This window comes from Streptomyces tatrensis (genome assembly GCF_049310065.1).
GTDB lineage: Bacteria > Actinomycetota > Actinomycetes > Streptomycetales > Streptomycetaceae > Streptomyces.
Genome location: NZ_JBMDLB010000011.1, coordinates 3,678,268 through 3,699,794, shown reverse-complemented (window position 1 = coordinate 3,699,794; position 21,527 = coordinate 3,678,268). Strand labels below are relative to the sequence as shown.

The 21,527-nt window shown below is 70.4% G+C and carries 23 protein-coding genes; 16 read left to right on the top strand and 7 right to left on the bottom strand.

The features are described from left to right. Positions 1-12: 12 nt before the first annotated feature. A complete protein-coding gene (locus tag ACODT5_RS32520) occupies positions 13-492 on the bottom strand; it encodes an SsgA family sporulation/cell division regulator (protein WP_422522692.1) in 480 nt (159 codons plus the stop codon). Between the two features lie 287 nt (positions 493-779). Here ACODT5_RS32520 and ACODT5_RS32515 point away from each other — a divergent pair, with 287 nt between their 5' ends. Then, positions 780-2,246: an RDD family protein gene (locus ACODT5_RS32515; protein WP_422522691.1), complete on the top strand. Its 1,467-nt coding sequence runs from the start codon at positions 780-782 to the stop codon at positions 2,244-2,246. A 76-nt stretch (positions 2,247-2,322) separates the two neighbouring features. Then, entirely contained in the window at positions 2,323-3,099 is a 777-nt protein-coding gene (locus ACODT5_RS32510) for an RDD family protein (RefSeq protein WP_422522690.1), read from the top strand. 97 nt (positions 3,100-3,196) lie between these two features. Here ACODT5_RS32510 and ACODT5_RS32505 read toward each other — a convergent pair whose 3' ends face one another. Then, complete coding sequence (locus ACODT5_RS32505) at positions 3,197-3,490, bottom strand: hypothetical protein (RefSeq protein ID WP_422522689.1); 294 nt, start codon at positions 3,488-3,490, stop codon at positions 3,197-3,199. 484 nt (positions 3,491-3,974) lie between these two features. Between ACODT5_RS32505 and ACODT5_RS32500 the strand changes: the two genes are divergently transcribed. Together ACODT5_RS32500 and ACODT5_RS32495 are read left to right on the top strand one after the other, a co-directional pair. Then, on the top strand, positions 3,975-6,380 hold the full coding sequence (locus ACODT5_RS32500; RefSeq protein ID WP_422522688.1) for an immune inhibitor A domain-containing protein: 2,406 nt from the start codon (positions 3,975-3,977) through the stop codon (positions 6,378-6,380). A gap of 111 nt (positions 6,381-6,491) precedes the next feature. Further along, entirely contained in the window at positions 6,492-6,839 is a 348-nt protein-coding gene (locus ACODT5_RS32495; protein WP_422522687.1) for a hypothetical protein, read from the top strand. Between the two features lie 75 nt (positions 6,840-6,914). Here ACODT5_RS32495 and ACODT5_RS32490 read toward each other — a convergent pair whose 3' ends face one another. Next, complete coding sequence (locus ACODT5_RS32490) at positions 6,915-7,514, bottom strand: isochorismatase family protein (RefSeq protein ID WP_422522686.1); 600 nt, start codon at positions 7,512-7,514, stop codon at positions 6,915-6,917. Positions 7,515-7,734: 220 nt separating this feature from the next. Continuing rightward, the gene (locus tag ACODT5_RS32485) at positions 7,735-9,063 is read right to left on the bottom strand and encodes a nicotinate phosphoribosyltransferase (protein WP_422522685.1); all 1,329 of its coding nucleotides are present in this window, start codon (positions 9,061-9,063) and stop codon (positions 7,735-7,737) included. An 81-nt stretch (positions 9,064-9,144) separates the two neighbouring features. Here ACODT5_RS32485 and clpS point away from each other — a divergent pair, with 81 nt between their 5' ends. From clpS to ACODT5_RS32450, 7 genes are all read left to right on the top strand, one after another. Continuing rightward, positions 9,145-9,459, top strand: coding sequence for an ATP-dependent Clp protease adapter ClpS (clpS, locus tag ACODT5_RS32480; protein WP_243337276.1), 315 nt, complete (start codon positions 9,145-9,147; stop codon positions 9,457-9,459). Beyond that, positions 9,459-10,073, top strand: coding sequence for a DUF2017 domain-containing protein (locus tag ACODT5_RS32475; RefSeq protein ID WP_422522684.1), 615 nt, complete (start codon positions 9,459-9,461; stop codon positions 10,071-10,073). The genes clpS and ACODT5_RS32475 overlap by 1 nt, the downstream gene beginning before the upstream one ends. A gap of 341 nt (positions 10,074-10,414) precedes the next feature. Next, positions 10,415-11,836, top strand: a complete 1,422-nt coding sequence (locus tag ACODT5_RS32470; RefSeq protein WP_422522683.1) for an amino acid permease — start codon at positions 10,415-10,417, stop codon at positions 11,834-11,836. Positions 11,837-12,007: 171 nt separating this feature from the next. Then, positions 12,008-12,430, top strand: coding sequence for a M67 family metallopeptidase (locus ACODT5_RS32465; protein WP_385372363.1), 423 nt, complete (start codon positions 12,008-12,010; stop codon positions 12,428-12,430). Between the two features lie 99 nt (positions 12,431-12,529). Then, entirely contained in the window at positions 12,530-12,637 is a 108-nt protein-coding gene (locus ACODT5_RS32460) for a putative leader peptide (protein WP_323182362.1), read from the top strand. 91 nt (positions 12,638-12,728) lie between these two features. Continuing rightward, a complete protein-coding gene (locus tag ACODT5_RS32455; RefSeq protein ID WP_422522682.1) occupies positions 12,729-13,016 on the top strand; it encodes a MoaD/ThiS family protein in 288 nt (95 codons plus the stop codon). Continuing rightward, on the top strand, positions 13,016-13,966 hold the full coding sequence (locus ACODT5_RS32450) for a PLP-dependent cysteine synthase family protein (protein WP_422522681.1): 951 nt from the start codon (positions 13,016-13,018) through the stop codon (positions 13,964-13,966). The genes ACODT5_RS32455 and ACODT5_RS32450 overlap by 1 nt, the downstream gene beginning before the upstream one ends. A gap of 422 nt (positions 13,967-14,388) precedes the next feature. Here the strand turns inward: ACODT5_RS32450 and ACODT5_RS32445 are convergent, their stop codons facing one another. After that, positions 14,389-14,808, bottom strand: a complete 420-nt coding sequence (locus tag ACODT5_RS32445) for a hypothetical protein (protein ID WP_422522680.1) — start codon at positions 14,806-14,808, stop codon at positions 14,389-14,391. Between the two features lie 291 nt (positions 14,809-15,099). On the opposite strand from ACODT5_RS32445, the gene ACODT5_RS32440 reads away from it, so the two are divergent. Beyond that, positions 15,100-15,852, top strand: a complete 753-nt coding sequence (locus ACODT5_RS32440) for an MBL fold metallo-hydrolase (protein ID WP_385372375.1) — start codon at positions 15,100-15,102, stop codon at positions 15,850-15,852. Positions 15,853-15,942: 90 nt separating this feature from the next. Here the strand turns inward: ACODT5_RS32440 and ACODT5_RS32435 are convergent, their stop codons facing one another. Then, on the bottom strand, positions 15,943-17,211 hold the full coding sequence (locus ACODT5_RS32435) for a PTS transporter subunit EIIC (RefSeq protein ID WP_422522679.1): 1,269 nt from the start codon (positions 17,209-17,211) through the stop codon (positions 15,943-15,945). A 402-nt stretch (positions 17,212-17,613) separates the two neighbouring features. Next, positions 17,614-18,915 (bottom strand): PTS transporter subunit EIIC, encoded by a 1,302-nt coding sequence (locus ACODT5_RS32430; RefSeq protein WP_422522678.1) that lies wholly within the window; start codon positions 18,913-18,915, stop codon positions 17,614-17,616. Positions 18,916-19,090: 175 nt separating this feature from the next. Between ACODT5_RS32430 and ACODT5_RS32425 the strand changes: the two genes are divergently transcribed. From ACODT5_RS32425 to rdgB, 4 genes are all read left to right on the top strand, one after another. Beyond that, positions 19,091-19,429, top strand: a complete 339-nt coding sequence (locus ACODT5_RS32425) for a PTS sugar transporter subunit IIB (RefSeq protein ID WP_422522677.1) — start codon at positions 19,091-19,093, stop codon at positions 19,427-19,429. Between the two features lie 143 nt (positions 19,430-19,572). After that, positions 19,573-20,304: a ribonuclease PH gene (gene rph / locus ACODT5_RS32420; protein ID WP_250741140.1), complete on the top strand. Its 732-nt coding sequence runs from the start codon at positions 19,573-19,575 to the stop codon at positions 20,302-20,304. Positions 20,305-20,425: 121 nt separating this feature from the next. After that, the gene (locus ACODT5_RS32415) at positions 20,426-20,812 is read left to right on the top strand and encodes a hypothetical protein (protein WP_356509078.1); all 387 of its coding nucleotides are present in this window, start codon (positions 20,426-20,428) and stop codon (positions 20,810-20,812) included. Between the two features lie 43 nt (positions 20,813-20,855). Beyond that, positions 20,856-21,485 carry an RdgB/HAM1 family non-canonical purine NTP pyrophosphatase gene (gene rdgB, locus ACODT5_RS32410; RefSeq protein ID WP_422522676.1) on the top strand — a complete coding sequence of 210 codons (630 nt, stop codon included), beginning with the start codon at positions 20,856-20,858 and terminating at the stop codon, positions 21,483-21,485. Positions 21,486-21,527: the final 42 nt, after the last annotated feature.

The following is a 21,527-nucleotide window of genomic DNA, read 5'->3' as shown; positions in this document are numbered from 1 at the left end:
CCCTGTCCCCGGTCAACGGTCACCGTCCGCCGACTCGTCCGACGGCCACGGGTCGCGCATCCACAGCTCGTCGGCCGGCGTCGGGGCGAGCAGCTCGGCCAGCGCCGCGTCCAGGCCGAGCCGGTCGGCCTCGGTGCCGGGCGGCACGATCCGCAGGGTCCGCTCCAGCCAGGCCGACACCGACGCGGCGGGGGCCTCCAGCAGGGCGTCGCCGTCGGGGGAGCTGAGCGCCATGCACAGGACGGCCTGCTGGCCGACCTTCGTGGGCCAGATCCGCACGTCGCCGTGGCCGCACGGGCGGAACACACCCTCGACCAGCAGCTCGCGGGCGAAGGTCCAGTTGACCGGGGTGCTGGAGCCGGTGTGGAAGGTGATGTGCACGGCGTACGGGTCGTCCGTCAGGTACAGCAGCCGGGCGGGGACGGGGACGCTGCGCTCGGGGGACAGGACCAGCTTCAGTTCCAGCTCGCGCTCGACGACGGGGTGCTGCATGGCGGCCTCACTTCGGTACGGGGTACGTGTTCGGGTGGTGCGCGGGGCCGGAGTACCGGCCCCCACCCGCAGAGAGCGCCGAAGTGCCCGGGTATGACGCGACTTCGCGAGGCACATCGAGGATTGGCCGAAATCAATCGGCTGACCGAAATCTTCCGTACGGGACCGCGTACGTCTGCGTTCCCCCGATCGCTTGGATTCTCCCGTTACCGGACCTGCCGGGGGGCGGTTCTTGGCTATGGTCCACCCCTGCAAGAAGCCTCAAGCCACGATCGGAGTTGGGGACATTGACGGCCTCCCCTGGTGACGGCGAGCACGCGGCCCGCGAGGGCTACTACCCCGATCCGTCCATCCCCGGGTACGTCAGGTTCTGGAACGGCCTGAACTGGGTTCCCGGTACGAGCCGCCCCGCGGCCCCTGCCGACGAGACGGGTCCCGTGTTCCTCGACCAGACGGGCATGAGCGAGGCCCTGCGCGAGCCGGAGCGATGGCCGCAGCCCCGGCCGCAGCCGGCTCCCCGCCAGGCCCCCGACCCCTGGCCGGAGCCGGCCGCGCCGCCGCGCGCGGAGCCCGCGCTCCGGCAGGAGCCCGCCCCCCGGGCGGAGCCGTCCGAGTCGTGGCCGGAGCCCGCTCCCCGTCAGGAGCCCGAGTCCTGGCCGGAGCCGGCCGCGCCGCGTGCCGGGTCCGAGTCCTGGTCCGCGCCCGCCCCCCGGGCGGAGTCCGGGCCGTGGGAGCAGCCCGCCGCGGACTCCGAGCCCGCGGGGTGGCAGGCCGACCCGCTGCACCAGGCCGGGTTCGGCGGGCCGCGCGACCACCGGGTGTCCTGGGGCCACGAGGAGGCCGCGGCCGCCCGCCCCGGCGGGATCTCCCTGGCCCGCCCGCCGGTACCCGCCCCCGCGCCGGCCCCCGCTCCCCGCCCGGCCCCCGCCGCGGCCCCGGCGCGGGTGTCCGCCGCCCTGCCCGCGCAGGTGTCCGGCTCCGCCGCCCCGGGCGGCCTCGGGATCCTGTCGGCCCCCTCGCCGGTCCCGGCGGCCCCCGCCCCCGCCGGGGCCCCTGACCCCGACCCGGTGTGGCCCCCCGCCCCGGTCTCGTCCGCCCCTGCCCCGGAGCCGGCTGCGCGCGTGCGCCCCGCCGAGCGCCCCGCCCCGGCCGCCGCGGCGGAGCCCGCCCGGCGCGCGGCCCCCGTAGAGCCCGCGGACCGTGCGGAGCGGGCCGGGGCCGAGGCGCCCCCGGCTCCGCGTCCCGCGAGGACCGGACGCGCGGTGTTCGAGCGGATGGCGGAGCGGGCCGTGCGCCCCGCCGGGCTCGTGCGGCGCGCGACGGCCCGGCTGCTGGACACCCTCGTGTACGCCGCCGTCGCGAGCGGGGTGGCGCTGCCCCTCGTGCCCGCGGCGACCGCGCACCTCCAGGCCAAGGTGGACGCCGCCCGCGCGGGCGGCCGGACCACCACCGTGTGGCTGCTCGACGGGACCATCGCGGGCTCGCTGGGCCTCGTCCTGGGCGCCGTCCTCCTCTTCGGCGTCTTCTACGAAGCCCTGCCCACCGCCCGTTGGGGACGCACCCCGGGCAAGAAGCTGCTCGGCGTACGGGTCCTGGCCACCGCCACGCTGCGCCCGCCCCGCTTCGGCGCGGCGCTGCGCCGCTGGCTCGTGTACGCCCTCCTGGGCCTCCCGGGGGCCCTGTGGGCCCTCGCGGACCGCCGGCGCCGCCGGACCCTCCACGACCGCGCCGCAGGGACGTACGTGGCTCGCTAGGGCCTCTCCCCCCTGCCGTCCCCCGAATGGACGCGTCCCCGTTGCGGGTCGCTCCCGGGCGGGTTCGACTCGGGCCATGAGCACCGACCAGCCGCCGCCGGGCCAGCCGCCCGAGGACGACCCGTTCCTCAAGAAGCCCCAGGAGCCGACGCCGCCGCCGTCGGGTGGTTCGCCGTACGGCTCACCGCCCGCAGGCGCCGGCGGAGGCTTCCCGCCGCCCCCGCCCGGAGGCGGAGGGGGCTATCCTCCGCCGCCCCCGCCCGGGGGAGGCGGCTACCCGCCCCCGCCGCCCCCGTACAACGGGGGCCCGGGCGGTGGCGACCCGTACGGCGGTGGTGGTGGCGGCTACGGCATGCCCGACCCGCTCGCCGGGATGCCGCCGCTCGCCGACTTCGGCAAGCGGCTCGCCGCCCGCGTCATCGACCTGCTGATCATCGCCGTCCCGCTGTTCCTCATCCAGCTGGCCGTCGGCGACCGCAACCGGTACACCGTCGAGACGAACAACGGCGAGGACGTCACCGAGGTCATCACCAAGTCCTACAGCGGCAGCGGTCTGGTCATGACGCTGATCTCGATCGTCGCCTACGTGGGCTACGACTGGTGGTTCGTCAAAAAGAACGGCCAGACCCTCGGCAAGAAGTGGATGGGCCTGCGCGTCGCGATGCTCAACGACGGCAGCGCCCCGCAGTCCAACGCCGCGCTCTCCCGCGCCGCCGTGCTCTGGCTGCCGACGCTGATCTGCTGCTTCTGCCTGTGGCCGATCGCGCTCGTCATCTCGATGCTCGTCGACAAGCCCTACAAGCAGGGCCTGCACGACAAGGTGGCCAAGACCGTGGTGGTCCAAGCAACCTAGAGGTACGCAGTCCGAGCGCGCGGGCGGTCTCCCCACGGGGGAGGCCGCCCGCGCCGCGCTGTGCGCGGGCCGGTGGTGTCCGGTCGCCGGCGTCCGGTCAGTGGTGCACGGGATGCTCGACCGCCGCCGGGGCCGGGGCGCCCGCCGCCACGTCCTGCGGGACGGTGTCGGGCACGGGCGAGGCGGTCTTCGTACGGGTCGCCGCGTGCCGCCCGCGCCGGCGCGGCAGCGGCACGGTGAGGGCGACGAGGACCCCGAGGGCGAGGGCGGCGGCGGAGATGACCGCGACGCCGAGTCCCGTACTCGTCTGCGAGAGCAGCAGCATGGCGATCGTCGACACGATGACGGTGGCGGACCCGTAGGCGAGCTGTGCGGCAGTCGGACGCGGCATGGCGATTTCCGTCCTCGAAGCGGGAGGGGGAGTCGGATCGACCAGGTCTGGCGCCGAGTGACTCTACGACGGTGGATGCCCGAGCGGAACTGTCGGTAAGCGCGACCTCACTCATGTGACGGGAAGCAGCGGAGCACGGGGGGCGCACGGGGAGCACCGGTGGGGTCCCGGGGGCCGGGAGGGGCGGACGGGACGCGTGCGGTTCGATGACGGTCCGGCGCGGGTCCGGCGCGGGTCCTGAGCGGGTCCTGAGCGTGTCCGGTGCCGGGCCAGAAGTGCCGTTCGTCCCCTATGGCCGCGGAACGTCCGAATAGCGGAACTCGGTGACCGCATAGTGCAGTTGTAAGGAACAAGTCAAGGTCTGTCTTTTCTTGCGACTCTCCGGTCAAATGTCGTCACTTGAGACGCGCGCCGCACGGAACCCCCCACTCCTACGGAGAAGTTCCGCACCACCTTCGCGGCCGCGGGAGGGGAACGACATCAAGTGACCAGCAACTCGGCCAGAAGACGAGCGCTGCGCGCCGCCGCAATCGGCGTGACCCTGGCAGCGACGGCGGCCACCGGCGCCGCCTTCACGTTGGCCCAGGCAGACCCGGGTGCGAAGGTGTCTGCCGCGGAACGCCAGGACCCGACCGCTCCTTCCAAGGAGAAGGTCGACCACGACCTGGAAGGCCCGTTCAGCAAGCAGCAGGAGCAGGCCAAGAAGGCTGCCCTGGAGCAGGTGCTGAGCGGCAAGAAGAACGTCGAGCAGCGGGGTGCTTCCAAGGTCGTCAAGCTCGACGACAAGAAGTACGTCGAGCTCGGCCGCGAGAAGACCGACAAGATCTTCACGATCCTCGTCGACTTCGGCGACCAGGTGGACAACACCACCATGTTCGACCCGGACGGCCCCGGTCCCAAGCCGGCCGCGCCCAAGTACGGCGGCAACCCGGGTCCGATGCACAACCAGATCGCCCAGCCCGACCGTGCGACGAACAACAGCACGGCCTGGCGCAAGGACTTCAACCGCGCGTACTTCCAGGACCTGTACTTCGGTACCGGCACCGGCAAGAACTCGCTGAAGACCTACTACGAGAAGACCTCCTCCGGCCGTTACTCGGTCGAGGGCGAGGTGGCCGACTGGGTCAAGGTCCCGTACAACGAGGCCCGTTACGGCTCGAACTACTGCGGCCAGTCCAACTGCTCCAACGTCTGGGACACGGTCAAGGACGGCGTGACCGCCTGGGCCGAGGCCCAGAAGAAGGCCGGGAAGACCGACGCCCAGATCAAGGCGCTGATGGCCCAGTACGACCTCTGGGACCGCTACGACTTCGACGGCGACGGCAACTTCAACGAGTCCGACGGCTACATCGACCACTTCCAGATCGTCCACGCGGGCGAGGACGAGTCGGCCGGCGGCGGCGTGCAGGGCACCAACGCCCTGTGGGCGCACCGCTGGTACGCCTACGGGACCGAGGCCGGCAAGAACGGCCCCGCGAACAACAAGGCCGGCGGCACCCAGATCGGCAACACCGGCATCTGGGTCGGCGACTACACGATGCAGCCCGAGAACGGCGGCCTCGGCGTCTTCGCGCACGAGTACGGCCACGACCTGGGCCTGCCGGACCTCTACGACACCTCCGGTGGCGGCGAGAACTCGGTCGGCTTCTGGTCCCTGATGTCGGCCGGCTCCTGGCTCGGCACCGGCAAGGACTCCATAGGCGACCTCCCGGGCGACATGACTGCCTGGGACAAGTTCCAGCTGGGCTGGCTGAACTACGACGTGGCCAAGGCCGCGACGAAGTCCACCCACAAGCTGGGGGTCTCGGCGTACAACACGAAGGACAAGCAGGCGCTCGTCGTCGAGCTGCCGAAGAAGAAGGTCACCACCGAGATCGTCGCTCCCGCCGAGGGTTCCTCGCAGTGGTGGAGCAACATGGGTGACGACCTCAAGAACACCCTCACCCGCTCGGTCGACCTGACCGGCAAGTCCTCCGCGGCCCTGTCCCTCAAGGGCTGGTGGGACATCGAGGCGGAGTACGACTTCCTGTACACCGAGGTCTCCACCGACGGTGGCGCCACCTGGACCTCGCTCGCCGGCACCGCCGACGGCGTGGACATCCCGGTCGACGCCTCCAACAGCCCGTCGCTCACCGGCGTCTCGGGCAGCTGGAAGAACCTGAACTACTCGCTGAACGCCTACGCGGGCAAGAAGGTCGACCTCCGCTTCCGCTACCAGACGGACGGCGGCGCGGGCGGCAAGGGCTTCACGGGCGACGCGCTCAGCATCACGGCGGACGGCGCCACGCTGTTCACCGACGGCGGCGAGAACGGCGACAACGGCTGGACCGGCAAGGGCTTCTCCCGCGTCGGCAGCGGCTTCACCAAGGAGTACGCCCAGTACTACCTGGCCGAGAACCGCCGCTACGTCTCGTTCGACAAGACCCTCAAGGTCGGTCCGTACAACTTCGGCTTCACCAACACGAAGCCGAACTGGGTCGAGCACTACGCCTACCAGGACGGTCTCCTGATCTGGCAGTGGGACACCTCCCAGAAGGACAACAACACCAGCCAGCACCCCGGCTCCGGTCTGATCCTTCCGATCGACGCCAACGCCAAGCCGATGAAGTGGTCGGACGGCACCCTGCTGCGGAACAAGATCCAGCCGTACGACGCCGCCTTCAGCGCGTACAAGACGGAGGCCGTCACCCTTCACAAGAACGGTGAGGAGCTCTTCCTGAAGCCGAAGGCCGCGCAGCTGGTCTTCGACGACCACAAGGGCAAGTACTACTACGACGAGAACCCGACCGGCTCGGTGAAGGTCACTGACACCAACACCAAGATCAAGATCGTGAAGGAGACCTACGACGGTCTCGTCATGACGGTCGAGGTCGGCCCCTCCGTTAAGTAATTCAGCAAAACCGCAGGTCAAAACATGATCGGCCGTCGCCCCCTAGCGGGCGGCGGCCGATCGCGTTTAGATGCGTGGGCTGAGTTTCTTATTGACGGGGGAGATGAAGACATGCCCGGTGGAGGATTCGTCCGATTGCCAGGCGGCAGCGTGGTCGTCGCGCTCACGCTGCCCAGACCGTCCGTGGAAGGCGCCGTCAAGGGCGCCATCGACGGCGGCGCCGACGCTGTGACCGACGGTGGAAACGTCCGCGTGCTGGTGCACGCGGTGAACCGGGCCCGCGCCCTGACCAGGCTGCGGAACCTCGGACTGCGCGCCGTCTACCTGCGCGGCAACGCGGCGCCGCCCACCCCGGACGAGATCACGGCCGTCCTGCACCACCCCGACGGCCTGCTCTGGCGCTGCGCGCCCGACCGGGCGACGGAGCTGTGGCACCCGATCAGGGCCCTGCTGGGGTGACCGGACGGGGCCGGGCCGGGCCGCCCCGCAGGAGCCCCGCGGGCGGCCTGCGGGCGCCCCCGCCGGTGCCCGGTGTCAGCCGGCCACCACCGGGGTCCCGCTCAGCTCCACACCGGCTTCCCGGAGCTCGGCCAGCGCGCGGGCCGTGGTGTGCGGGGCGACTCCGGCCGTCAGGTCCAGCAGCACGTGCGTACGGAACCCCGCGCGGGCCGCGTCCAGGGCGGTGGCCTTCACGCAGTGGTCGGTGGCGATGCCGACCACGTCGACCTCGGTGACCTGCCGGTCGTGCAGCCACTGCGTGAGCCCGCGGCCGTTCTCGTCCGCGCCCTCGAAGCCGCTGTACGCCGCTTCGTAGGCACCCTTGTCGAACACGGCGGCCACGGCCCCCGAGGCGACGGCGGGCGCGAAGTTCGGGTGGAAGCCCACGCCCTCGGTCCCGGCGACGCAGTGCACCGGCCAGGAGGTCTCGTAGTCCGGCTGGGCCGGGGGGTGCGCGAAGTGGGACCCGGGGTCGATGTGGTGGTCGCGGGTGGCGACGACGTGCCGGTAGCCGGCGGTGGCCTGGCCGATGAGCTCGGTGATGGCGGCGGCGATGTCGGCTCCGCCGGTGACCGCGAGGCTGCCGCCCTCGCAGAAGTCGTTCTGTACGTCGACGACGATCAGTGCGCGGTGCATGTCCGGTGCCCTTCGGCTTGGTGTGTGGTGGGCGGGGACCCTGCGGGGGCTCTTCCCCCACCCCGCCCCTTCCCGAAACTGGGGGCTCCGCCCCAGACCCCCCACGGGCGCTGCGCACCCGCGCCGAATCCAGCCCCTCCGGCGTTTGAGGAGCGGGGTCTGGGGCGGAGCCCCAGGGGCCCCGGCTGCGCCGGGCTTGCGGCCCCGCCCCGCCCCGGCGCTACGCGTACTCGGTCGGGATCACGGCCTCGCCGCGCGAGAGCTGCGTCGCGGACAGCGGCAGCCCCGCCAGAACCTCGCGGTGGCGGTCGCGGGCCGTCTCCAGGGACTCGCGGGCCACGACCTCGCCGCCCTTGACCAGTTCCACCAGGAGCTGCTCGTCCGCCAGTGCCGCCGGCACCGGCCCGGTCCCGAGGACCTCCGCCTCGGCGACCCCCTCGGAGTCGACCCGGCGGGCCGCCCACTTGCGCCCCCCGACGGAGGTCTTGCCGCCCGAGGACTTCTTCGCCACCGACACCAGCGGCGCCTTGGGATCGGCCGAGGCCGCCCGCGCCACCAGCTTGTAGACCATCGAGCACGTCGGGTGCCCGCTGCCCGTCACCAGCTGGGTGCCGACCCCGTACGCGTCCACCGGCGCGGCCGCCAGCGAGGCGATCGCGTACTCGTCGAGGTCCGAGGTCACCACGATCTTCGTCGCGGTCGCCCCCAGCTCGTCGAGCTGCTGGCGCACCCGGTGCGCGACCAGCAGCAGGTCCCCGGAGTCGATCCGGACGGCGCCCAGGTCCGTCCCGGCGACCTCCACGGCCGTCCGGACCGCCTCCGCCACGTCGTAGGTGTCCACCAGCAGCGTGGTGCCGCTGCCCAGCGAGGCGACCTGGGCGGTGAAGGCGTCCCGCTCGCTGTCGTGCAGCAGGGTGAAGGCGTGCGCGCTCGTGCCGACCGTCGGGATCCCGTACCGGAAGCCGGCCGCAAGGTCCGAGGTCGAGGTGAAGCCGCCGACGTACGCGGCGCGCGCCGAGGCGACGGCCGCCAGCTCGTGCGTGCGCCGGGCGCCCATCTCGACCAGTGGCCGGCCGCCGGCGGCCGTGGCCATCCGGGAGGCGGCCGCGGCGATCGCCGAGTCGTGGTTGAGGATCGACAGGATCACGGTCTCCAGCAGCACGCACTCGGCGAAGCTGCCCTCGACGCGCAGGACCGGCGAGCCGGGGAAGTAGACCTCGCCCTCCGGGTAGCCCCAGATGTCGCCGGAGAAGCGGTAGGAGGCGAGCCAGTCGAGGGTGTGGGCGTCGACGACGCTGCGCTCGCGCAGGAACTCCAGTACGGCGCCGTCGAAGCGGAAGTTCTCCACCGCGTCGAGCACCCGGCCGGTCCCCGCGATCACACCGTAGCGGCGCCCCTCGGGGAGCCGGCGGGTGAACACCTCGAAGACCGAGCGCCGGTCGGCCGTGCCGTTGGCCAGCGCGGCCTGCAACATCGTGAGCTCGTAATGGTCCGTGAAGAGCGCTGTCGACGGCACGTCCACCGGCAGGCCCAGGTCCGCAGGGTTCATGCGACGGATGCTAGCGCACATCTCGTCAAAGTGACGAGATGTAGGGGCCCGTTTGTGCGACGGGCCCCTGTCAGTGGCAGCATGGGACAAGTGAGTGTTGCTCCCATTGAGATCGAACGCACCGAATCGGCCGAAGAGACCTTCGCGGTCCCCGAACCCGACGTCCCGTGGGTGACCCTGGTGCACAACGACCCGGTCAACCTCATGAGCTACGTGACGTACGTGTTCCAGGCCTACTTCGGCTACTCCAAGGACAAGGCGAACAAGCTGATGATGGACGTCCACCACAAGGGTCGGGCGGTCGTCTCCAGCGGCAGCCGCGAGGAGATGGAACGGGACGTGCAGGCCATGCACGGCTACGGCCTCTGGGCGACCATGTCCCAGGACCGCAACTGATGGGCGGCGTCTTCGAGCCCCTGAAGGCCGGCGGGGCCGCCATCGCGCTGGACGAGATCGAGATCTCGATCCTGCGCTCCCTGGCCGTGCAGCTGCTGGAACTCATCGGCCCCGGCGAGCCGGAGCCCGAACCGGACGCCGACCCGCTGGCCGCGCTCTTCGCCGCCTCCGACGGACCGACCGAGCCCCCCTCCGACCCGGCACTGGCCCGGCTCTTCCCCGACGCCTACGGCGGCCCGGAGACCGGCCCCGAAGCCGACACGGAGGAGCTGCGGGCCCACTCGGCCGAGTTCCGCCGCTTCACCGAGAACGACCTGCGCACCCGCAAGCGGGAGGACGCGCTGGCCGTCGTACGCAGCCTGGACGGGCTGAGCCCGGCCGGCGACGGGGCGGCCGTCCTGGAGGTCGGCGGGGAACTGCGGCTGCGCTGGCTCGGCGCCCTGAACGACCTGCGGCTCACCATCGCGGCCCGCCTCGACATCACGGAGGACGACGAGAGCGCCGTGCTGTTCCGGCTGCCGGACGACGATCCGCGCAAGCCGATGGTGATGGCGTACCTCTGGCTCGGCGGTCTCCAGGAGACCCTCGTCGAGACGCTCACCGACACCCTCTGAGGGATCCTCCGCGGAACCCTCTGAAGATCCTCAAGCGGGCCGCCCGTTCGCTCAGCGGACGCTCAAATCCGGATAACGATCAGATCACCACGATGTGGTGATCTGATCCATTTCAGGACCTCTGTCCTGATTTTTTTATGCCCTGCGTCACATTTTCTGCCCTCATGCACCGGTAAGCCCGTGATAAATCTTGCGCGGCCGCCGACGGGGCGCCACCCATGCCCCCGGCCCGCTTGAACCGGCTGACCGCCGGGTGCAACTCCATCCGTATCCGGGGGATCGAGGACCCGATCCGCTGCCAGCCATGGCGCGGGTCGGCGTGGAGAAAGGCGCACCAAGACATGACCTCCGTACAGGTCGACGAGCAGCAGCACGACACGACCGGGGGCGACGGCTACCACCGCGCACTCGGAGCCCGCCAGATCCAGATGATCGCGATCGGCGGAGCCATCGGCACCGGCCTCTTCCTGGGCGCCGGCAAGGCCATCTCCAAGGCCGGACCCAGCCTGATCCTGGCCTACGCCATCGCGGGCCTGGTCATCTTCTTCATCATGCGGGCCCTGGGCGAACTGCTCATGTACCGCCCGGTGTCCGGCTCCTTCTCGGACTACGCCCGGGAGTTCCTCGGCCCCTTCTGGGGATACGTGACCGGCTGGACCTACTGGCTCTTCTGGGTCGTCACCGGCATCACCGAAGTCACCGCCGCGGCGCAGTACATGTCGTACTGGACCCACGACAGCTTCCCGCAATGGGCGTACGCGCTGATCTTCACCGTCATCCTCTACGGCGCCAACCTGATCTCCGTGAAGCTCTTCGGCGAGCTGGAGTTCTGGTTCTCCATGGTCAAGGTCACCGCCATCGTCGGCATGATCCTGATCTGCGCCGGCATCCTCACCATCGGCTTCTCCGACGCCGCGGACACCGCCACCGTCTCCAACCTGTGGAACGACGGCGGCTTCTTCCCCAAGGGCCTCGGCGGCACGCTGATGACCCTGCAGATCGTGATGTTCGCCTTCCTCGCCGTCGAACTGGTCGGCGTCACCGCCGGCGAGTCCAAGGACCCCGAGAAGACCCTGCCCAAGGCCATCAACACCGTGCCGTGGCGCATCGCCGTCTTCTACGTCGGCGCGCTCATCATGATCCTGTCGGTAGTCCCGTGGCACGAGTTCCAGCCCGGCGTCAGCCCCTTCGTCGCCGCCTTCGAGAAGATGGGCCTCGGCGTCGGCGCCGCGATCGTCAACTTCGTCGTCCTGACCGCGGCCCTGTCCTCCTGCAACTCGGGCATGTACTCCACCGGCCGCATGCTGCGCGACCTCGCCCTCAACGGCCAGGGCCCGAAGTTCTTCACCAAGCTCACCAAGAGCGGCACCCCGCTCATCGGCACCAGCTTCTCGGCTGCCCTGATGCTGGTCGGCGTCTGGATCAACTACGTCGCCCCCGGCAAGGCCTTCGACTACGTCGTCTCCTTCGCCACCATCTCCGGCATGTGGGCCTGGATCATGATCCTGGTCTGCCAGATCCGCTACCGCGCCGCCTCCGACCGCGGCGACCTCCCCAAGTCCCCGTTCCGCGCCCCCGGCGCCCCGTTCACGAGCTACTTCGCCCTGGCCTTCATCGGCATGGTCATCGTGATGATGGGCATCGACAAGGACGCCCGGGTCTCCCTCTACTGCGCGCCCCTGTGGGGCCTGCTGCTGGGCGTCTGCTATCTGGTGATGAAGTCCCGCGACCCGCGCGGCGCCGCCTTCACCAAGGCCTCGTAGGGGCCCGTCCGAACCGTGGGTCCCGGCCGCCTGTCACGGCCGGGAACCGCGTGCTTTGCGGTGCGAGCCCCTGTGCGCAAGGGCCCGTGTCCACGCTGTGCTGGTCCAGGATATGGGCCCTCCCGTACCAGTCCTCGGTACGGGAGGGCCCGTCTGCTTATCCTGTCGCTCATGCTGACCATCACCCAGGCCCTCCACGACCAGATCGTCGCGCACGCCCGTCAGGACCACCCCGACGAGGCCTGCGGCGTGGTCGCCGGCCCGGCGGGCACGGACCGCCCGGAGCGGTTCGTACCGATGCTGAACGCGGCCCGGTCGCCCACGTTCTACGAGTTCGACTCGAAGGACCTGCTCAAGCTCTACCGCGATCTGGACGACCGGGACGAAGAGCCCGTCATCGTCTACCACTCGCACACCGCGACCGAGGCCTACCCCTCGCGCACCGACGTCACGTACGCGAACGAGCCCGGCGCGCACTACGTGCTGGTCTCCACCGCCGACAAGGACGGCCTCGGGGAGTTCCAGTTCCGGTCGTACCGGATCGTCGAAGGCGTGATCACGGAGGAAGAAGTGCAGGTCGTAGCGGCCTACTGAGGCACCGGCACAGGGCTACTTCTCAGTATGTGAGCGATATCCGTCCACAATGCGGGATCACACTCCAAACCAGGGACCGGGAATCGTTAACATGACCGCATGGTTTCCCACGACGTGAGCATCGAGACGCCCGGCAGGCTGCTGCTTGTGGCGCGGCTGCACGTCGACCTGTGCCGCCTCGCCAGCGCCATCTGTACTGCCGCCTGAGCCCCGACGGCCCCCACCCGGGCCACGGCGGCTCACGCCTGCTCCGCTTCGCTTCGCCCGCTTCCCTTCACCATCCTGACTGGAGCCTGCCATGGCCATCGAGGTCCGCATCCCCACCATCCTCCGCACCTACACCAACGGCGAGAAGGCCGTCACGGGTGAGGGCGCCACGCTGGCCGACCTCTTCACCGACCTGGAGAGCCGCCACAAGGGCATCCAGGAGCGCATCGTCGACGAGGCCAAGGGCGGCGAGCTGCGCCGCTTCGTCAACGTCTACCTCAACGACGAGGACGTCCGCTTCCTCGACGGCATCTCCACCGCGCTCAAGGACGGCGACAACGTCACCATCCTCCCGGCCGTAGCCGGCGGATCGAAGTAATGCGCTACGACTCCCCCCTGGCCGCGGTCGGCAACACGCCGCTGGTACGCCTGCCCCGGCTCTCGCCCTCGGACGACGTCCGCATCTGGGCGAAGCTGGAGGACCGCAACCCGACCGGCTCGATCAAGGACCGCCCCGCGCTCCACATGGTCGAGCAGGCCGAGAAGGACGGCCGGCTGTACCCCGGCTGCACGATCCTGGAGCCCACCTCCGGCAACACGGGCATCTCCCTCGCCATGGCCGCGAAGCTCAAGGGCTACAAGATCGTGTGCGTCATGCCGGAGAACACCTCTCAGGAGCGGCGCGACCTGCTGGCCATGTGGGGAGCCGAGATCATCCCGTCGCCGGCGGCGGGCGGCTCGAACACGGCCGTCCGCGTCGCGAAGGAACTGGCTGCGGAGAACCCCTCCTGGGTGATGCTCTACCAGTACGGCAACCCCGACAACGCGGGCGCCCACTACGCCACGACCGGCCCGGAGATCCTCACGGACCTCCCCTCGATCACCCACTTCGTGGCCGGCCTCGGCACCACCGGAACCCTCATGGGCGTCGGCCGCTACCTGCGCGAACACGTCCCGGGCATCAAGATCGTCGCGGCGGAACCGCGCTACGACGACCTCGTCTACGGGCTGCGCAACCTCGACGAGGGCTTCGTCCCCGAGCTGTACGACGCCTCGGTCCTGACGACCCGCTTCTCGGTGGGCTCGGCGGACGCGGTCACCCGCACCCGGGAGCTCCTCCAGCAGGAGGGCATCTTCGCCGGCGTCTCCACGGGCGCGGCCCTGCACGCGGCGATCGGCGTGGGCCGCAAGGCGGTCGCGGCGGGCGAGTCGGCCGACATCGTCTTCGTCGTCGCCGACGGCGGCTGGAAGTACCTCTCGACGGGCGTCTACACGGCGGCCACCACGGAAGAAGCCATCGAAGCCCTCCAGGGCCAGCTCTGGGCGTAGCCCCCGACGGCGGAGAGGCGACCCGACTCCACCCCGGCCCCGCTGGCCCGGGTGCCGCTGCACGGCGAGGAGTCCCGGGTGCGGCGCCGTTGCCGGGGGCCAGCCCCCGGACCCCTGCTCCTCAAACGCCGGAGGGGCTGGATTCTGCCCGGTCGGGGCTGGATTGCCCGCAGGGCAATTCCAGCCCCGCCGGCGTTTGAGGCGCGGGTCCGGGCAGAGCCCGGGGAACGGTGGAAGGGCGGGTAGGGGACTTCGCCCCGCAGGGCCGACCCACCCGCACCCGCCCACCGGCCCTGCCCCGGGACGGCAGTGGCGGGCACGCCGACCAACCACCGCCGGACGGAGTCCGGCGCAGCGGCGCGAAGCCGGTAAGGCCCGCCAGGGCCGCACCGCGCGAGCGGCGCGTCAAGAAGGGACCCGCTTCAGCCGGACGACCCGGGGCCTCCGAGGCCCCCGAGACCCTTCACCTCGTCCCACACCGCCGGATCCACCGTCCCCAGCAGCCGCGCCCGCGCGAACTCCCATACCGACACCTCCACGACCCGGTCCGCCTCCAGGAACCCGCCCCGCGCCCCCACCACCCCCGGCGGCAGCGGGATCACCCCGGCGCTCCGGTCGTCGTACTTCCCGGTGATCCGCGCGATCCGCGCCCGGTGGCCCCGTACGCCCAGCACCAGGACGGGGCGGCCGTCCTCCAGGGACCACAGCTCACCGGCCTCCGGCCGCGGCAGCGGTCCGGGTCCGTGCGGCGGATCCGCGGCCCGCCGTACCCGCCGGGGGAGGAGCACCAGCAGGATCACGACCACCACCGCGGCGACCGCCGGCCACCAGGACGTGTCCATACTCCGACCGTAGTCCTGCCGGGCGCCCCCGGCATGGCAGCGGCGCGGCTGTGGCACGCCAGCAGCACACCAGCAGCACACCAGCAGCACACCAGCGGCACGCCGACGGCACGCGCGACGCTGTGCCGAACGGCAACCCGGGTCCACCCCGTCGCTCCCCCGGGTGACAGCACAGGTGATTCGCCCCACAACGGCCTGCCGCGGAGGAGCGACCGGACCTTTCGCGCCTTACGCTCGACCCACGCACGGCCCGCATTCCGTCCACGGACCGTCCACGGAGGTTCACGCTCCATGAAGCTCACCGTCGTCGGCTGTTCGGGCTCGTTCCCGTCCGCGGAATCGGCCTGTTCGAGCTACCTCGTCGAGGCCGACGGCTTCCGGCTGCTCCTCGACATGGGCAACGGCTCCCTCGGCGAGCTCCAGCGGCACATCGGGCTCTACGATCTCGACGCGATCTTCCTCAGCCACCTGCACGCCGATCACTGCATCGACATGTGCGCCTACTTCGTCGCCCGCTTCTACCGCCACGAGGGCGGCCGCTGCGGCACCATCCCCGTCTACGGCCCCGAGGGCACCGAGAAGCGGCTTTCCACCGCCTACGAGGACGTCCCCGACGAGCGCTCCATGAGCGAGGTCTTCGACTTCCGGACCCTGAAGTCCGGCACCTTCGAGATCGGCCCGTTCCAGGTCCGCACCGAGAAGGTCTGCCACCCGGTCGAGTCCTACGGGATCCGCGTCGAGCACGGCGGCCGCTCGCTCACCTACTCCGGCGACACGGGCGTCTGCCCCGAGCTGGGCCTGCTCGCCGAGGACACCGACCTGTTCCTGTGCGAGGCCTCCTTCACCCACGGCAAGGAGGACATCCCCGACCTCCACCTCAACGGGCGCGAGGCCGGCGAGATCGCCCGCTCCGGCCGCGCCGGCCGGCTCGTCCTGACCCACATCCCGCCGTGGACGGACGCCGAACGCAACCTGGCCGACGCCCGCGCGGTCTACGACGGCCCGGTGGAGCTGGCGTACACGGGCGCGGTGTACGAGGTCTGAGCCGGGCCCCGGCCCTCCGGACGGATACGCGAAAGCCCCCGCCCTCCCTTCCGGGAGAGCGGGGGCTTCTTGCGTACGGGGCCTACGTGCTTACTTGGCCTCGGCCTTGAGGAGCTCGGCGAGCTCCTCGTCGGACTCGCGGCCCGGCGTCGGCAGGTTCCACTTGGTGATGGCGAAGCGGAAGACGAAGTAGTAGACGACCGCGAAGCAGAGGCCGATGCCGGCCAGGCCCCACGGGTTGTTCGCGATGCCGAGGTTCAGGACGAAGTCGACCGCACCAGCGGAGAAGCCGAAGCCGTCACGCATGCCCAGGGCCCAGGTCAGGGCCAGGGAGACACCGGTCAGTACCGCGTGGATCGCGTAGAGGACCGGGGCGATGAACATGAAGGTGAACTCGATCGGCTCGGTCACACCGGTCACGAAGGCGGTGAGCGCGAGGGAGAACATCATGCCGCCGACGACCTTGCGGCGCTCGGGGCGCGCGCAGTGGACGATCGCGAGGCAGGCGGCCGGGAGGGCGAACATCATGATCGGGAAGAAGCCGGTCATGAACTGTCCGGCGGTCGGGTCACCGGCGAGGAAGCGGCCGATGTCACCGTGGACGGCACCGGTCGGGGTGTCGAAGGAGCCGGCCTGGAACCACGGGAAGGAGTTCAGCAGGTGGTGCATGCCGATCGGGATCAGCGCACGGTTGGCGACACCGAAGATGCCCGCGCCCACGGCGCCGGAGCCGGTCAGCCACTCACCGAAGCTGTGCAGACCAGAGCCGAGGACCGGCCAGATGAGACCGAAGACGATGCCGGTGGCCAGGCCCGCGAAGGCGGAGAGGATCGGAACGAGGCGGCGGCCGCCGAAGAAGCCCGCCCAGTCCGGCAGCTTGGTCCGGTAGAACTTCTGGTACAGCAGGGCGGTGATGATGCCCATCACGACGCCGCCGAGGACGCCGGCGTTGACCGGAGCGTCCACCATGACGATCTTGTCGCCGACGACCGTGGCCTTCTGCGGCAGGTTGCCGTCCGTGAAGGTGGCGAGCACCTTCTGGAAGACCAGGTATCCGGTGACGGCCGCGAGGGCGGTCGAACCGTCCGACTTCTTGGCGAAGCCGATCGCGATGCCGACGGCGAACAGCAGCGCCATGTTGTCGAGGATCGCGCCACCACCGGCGGCCATGTAGCCGGCGATCTTGTTCACGAAGGTCGGGAGGGTGTCCTTCCCGAGCATGTCGCCTGCACCCAGGCGGAGCAGGAGCGCGCCGGCGGGCAGCACCGCAACGGGGAGCATGAGGCTCCGGCCGATGCGCTGCATGACGGCCATCACGCCAGCGCCCTTCTTCTTTTCCGCAGCTGTGGCTGTGGACATGGTCTTCCTCCAGTGGACAAGGCTCTGCCAAGACGTGGAAAACGGGGGATTGGCAGAGTCTCGGAACGGGGGACCCGGGGGCCGAAAGGCCTACGTGGTCTACACCACTCAGTGGTGTAGACCAGTTGTAGCACGGTGAGGTCCGCGTAAGGAACCCACCAATTCCGTGGTGGAAGACACACCGGGACATACATGGCAAAGGCCTCCGGACCCTGTGGGTCCGGAGGCCTTCGTCTCGCATTTGTCTGTTCTGACCAGGACTTCCGCCATCGCGCGGGAGGCCTTTCGACGGCCCCCGCGAAGGGCCGTCGGCGGGTCCGGGCGGGACCTCCGCCGGGATTCAGGGGTGCTTCGGACCCCTGCCGGCCCGAGGCTCGCGCGGGCCGGAAGTCCCGCCCGGGCTCACGCCTTGGTGTTCTCCGCCTGCATCGCTTCGATCTCCTCGTCCGACTCCCGGCCGGGCGTCTTGATGTCCCACTTGGTGATCGCGAAGCGGAAGATGCCGTAGTAGACGACCGCGAAGCAGAGGCCGATCGGAATGATCAGCCAGGGCTTCGTCGCCAGGCTCCAGTTGATGGCGTAGTCGATCAGGCCGGCCGAGAAGCTGAAGCCGTCCTTGACCCCGAACGCCCAGGTCACCGCCATCGACACACCCGTGAGCACGGCGTGCACCGCGTACAGCAGCGGCGCGAGGAAGAGGAACGAGTACTCCAGCGGCTCCGTGATGCCGGTGACGAAGGAGGTCAGGCCGACCGACAGCATCAGACCGCCGACCTCCTTGCGCCGGGCCGGCTTCGCGCAGTGCGTGATCGCCAGCGCCGCCGCCGGGAGGGCGAACATCATGATGGGGAAGAAGCCGGTGAGGAACTGGCCGGCGTTCGGGTCTCCCGCCAGGAACATCGGGATGTCTCCGTGCACCGTCTGTCCGTCCGGCTTGGTGTAGCTGCCGAACTGGAACCACACCGGCACGTTCAGGAACTGGTGCAGGCCGATCACCAGTAGCGCGCGGTTCGCGATGCCGAAGATGCCGGCGCCCAACGACCCCAGGCTGATCAGCCAGTCCGAGAAGCTCTCCAGCGCGTCGCCGATCGGCGGCCAGATCAACAGGCACAGGACGGCGAAGGCGATCGCCACGAAGGTCATGATGATCGGGACCAGGCGGCGGCCGTTGAAGAAGCCGAGCCAGTCCACCAGCTTGACGCGGTGGAAGCGCTGCCAGAACCAGGCGGCCAACAGGCCCATGATGATGCCGCCGAACACCCCCGGGTTCTGGAAGGTGTACTCGGCGAAGGTCTGGTCGGGCCCCAGGCAGCCGCCCCCGATGTCCTTCGTCCCCGTCGGGCAGTCCTTGGGGAAGACGCGCAGCACGCTGCGGTAGACGAGGAAGCCGACCACCGCCGCGAGGGCCGTCGAGCCGTCCGCCTTCTTGGCCATGCCGATCGCGACGCCGATGCAGAAGAGCAGGGGCAGGCCGAGGTCGGCGTTGAGCAGGGCGCCGCCCGCGGCAGCCATGACCTTGGCGACGGTCGTCCAGCCCAGGCCGTCCTTGCCGAGGAAGTCGTCCTGGCCGAACCGGTTCAGGATGCCGGCCGCCGGCAGTACGGCGATCGGCAGCTGAAGGCTCCGGCCCATCTTCTGCAGCCCTTGGAACAAGCCGTTCCACCACTTCGGCTGTGGCACTGCTGCGGCGCTGCTCGCGCTCATCCGCGTCCTCCCTGACCGGCCCGTTTTTGGCAGTCGCGACACTTGCGGCACACTGGTGTAGACCACTTGTGTTGCGGTCGCATTTCACCCGCCCTGAGGGCAGGTTGGTGCTGATCATCATCATTCGGCAGATACCGGGCATGTGCCCGCGTAGCTGGGCCAATCGTGGGCTACCGTGACGAAGCGGACCGCCCTGGTAGGTCGGTCGGGCGACAGGCGTCTCCACGCCGGCGCCGGATGTCAGTCGGACTCGTTCTTCGTAGAACTCAGGGAGAAACACATGGCCACCAAGGCTGAGAAGATCGTCGCCGGGCTCGGCGGCATCGAGAACATCGAAGAGGTCGAGGGCTGCATCACCCGCCTGCGCACCGAGGTCATCGACCCGAGCAAGGTCGACGAGGCCGCTCTCAAGGCCGCCGGCGCCCACGGCGTCGTCAAGATGGGCACCGCGATCCAGGTCGTCATCGGCACCGACGCCGACCCGATCGCCGCCGACATCGAAGACATGATGTGAGCTGAGCCCACCGGCTCACGCACAGCCGTACGCGCGCCCGCACCCCGCGCCCGTACGTACGACAGGACCCCGACCGGACGCACCCGGACGGGGTCTTCTCGCTGCGACACGGGCCCGGGCCCGCACCGGCTAGGCTCGGTCCCATGTCTCGCATCGACGGCCGTACGCCCGAACAGCTCCGCCCGGTCACCATCGAACGCGGATGGAGCAAGCACGCAGAGGGCTCCGTCCTCGTCTCCTTCGGAGACACCAAGGTCTTCTGCACCGCCTCCTTCAGCGAAGGCGTCCCGCGCTGGCGCAAGGGCAGCGGCGAAGGCTGGGTCACCTCCGAGTACTCGATGCTGCCCCGCGCCACGAACACCCGCGGCGACCGCGAATCCGTACGCGGCAAGATCGGCGGCCGCACCCACGAGATCTCCCGCCTGATCGGCCGCTCGCTGCGCGCCGTCATCGACTACAAGGCCCTCGGCGAGAACACCATCGTCCTGGACTGCGACGTCCTCCAGGCCGACGGCGGCACCCGCACCGCGGCCATCACCGGCGCCTACGTCGCCCTGGCCGACGCCATCTCCTGGGGCCAGGGCAAGAAGCTCATCAAGGCCGGCCGCAAGCCCCTGACCGGCACCGTCGCCGCCGTCAGCGTCGGCATCGTCGACGGCGTCCCGCTCCTCGACCTCTGCTACGAGGAAGACGTGCGCGCCGAGACCGACATGAACGTGGTCTGCACCGGCGACGGCCGCTTCGTCGAGGTCCAGGGCACGGCCGAGGGCGAGCCCTTCGACCGCAAGGAACTCAACGCCCTCCTCGACCTGGCCGCCGGCGGCTGCGCCGACCTCGAAGCCCTCCAGCTCGGCGCCCTGGAGCTCACGCTCTAGCGCTGCCGGCAACCGCGCGGCCCGTCCGCGCGTCTCTCGGGGTACGGGTGCACGGCGTCGAAGCCGTGCGCCCGTCCACGTATCCGATTCCTCGCAGTATCGAATCCCCCTGGGGGCCGAAGTGAAGTCGAAGTACCGCCTGGCAGCCGTCGCCCTGACGGCAGCGCTCGCCATACCCGCGATCACCTCCTGCGACGCGATCTCGACCGCGATGGACTGCGCGAGCACGGCGGTCGCCATCACGGACGGCGCCAACGACCTCCAGCAGGCCGTCTCGCAGGCCGGCAACAGCCCGCAGGACGCCCAGAACGCGCTCAACGCGATCGAGGAGAACCTCAAGAAGGTCGGCGACCAGACGGACAACGCCGACCTGAGCAAGGCCATTTCCTCGATGAACACGGCCGTCCAGAACGTCCGCACCTCCATCGAGAGCGGTACCACGACCCCCGACGTCACCCCGGTCGCGGACGCGGCGAAGGAAATCTCGAAGGTCTGCACCCCGGGCTGATCCCGGTCCGGGCCCGCGGGGGGCGGACCGGAATAATGGCGTCATGACCTCGACGCCGACTCCGCCCTCTCCCAGCCGCCTGATCCTCGCCACGCGCAACGCGGGCAAGGTCACGGAGCTCCACGCCATCCTGTCCGCCGCCGGCCTGCCGCACGAGCTGGTCGGCGCGGACGCGTACCCGGAGATCCCGGACGTCAAGGAGACCGGCGTCACCTTCGCCGAGAACGCCCTCCTCAAGGCCCACGCCCTGGCCCAGGCCACCGGTCTGCCGGCCGTCGCCGACGACTCGGGCCTCTGCGTGGACGTCCTGAACGGCGCCCCGGGCATCTTCTCGGCCCGCTGGGCCGGTTCCCATGGCGACGACAAGGCGAACCTGGACCTGCTCCTGGCCCAACTCGGCGACATCGCCGACGAACACCGCGGCGCCCACTTCTTCTGCGCGGCCGCCCTCGCCCTCCCGGACGGCACGGAACGCGTGGTCGAAGGCCGCCTCCTGGGCACCCTGCGCCACACCCCGGCCGGCACGGGCGGCTTCGGCTACGACCCGATCCTCCAGCCCCTGAACGAGTCCCGCACCTGCGCGGAACTCACGCCGACGGAAAAGAACGCCATCTCCCACCGAGGCCAGGCCTTCCGAGCCTTGGTCCCGGTGGTGAGGGAGCTGCTGGGCTGAGCGGGTAATGCCGACGGCCGGTGACCATCAGAAATGGTCACC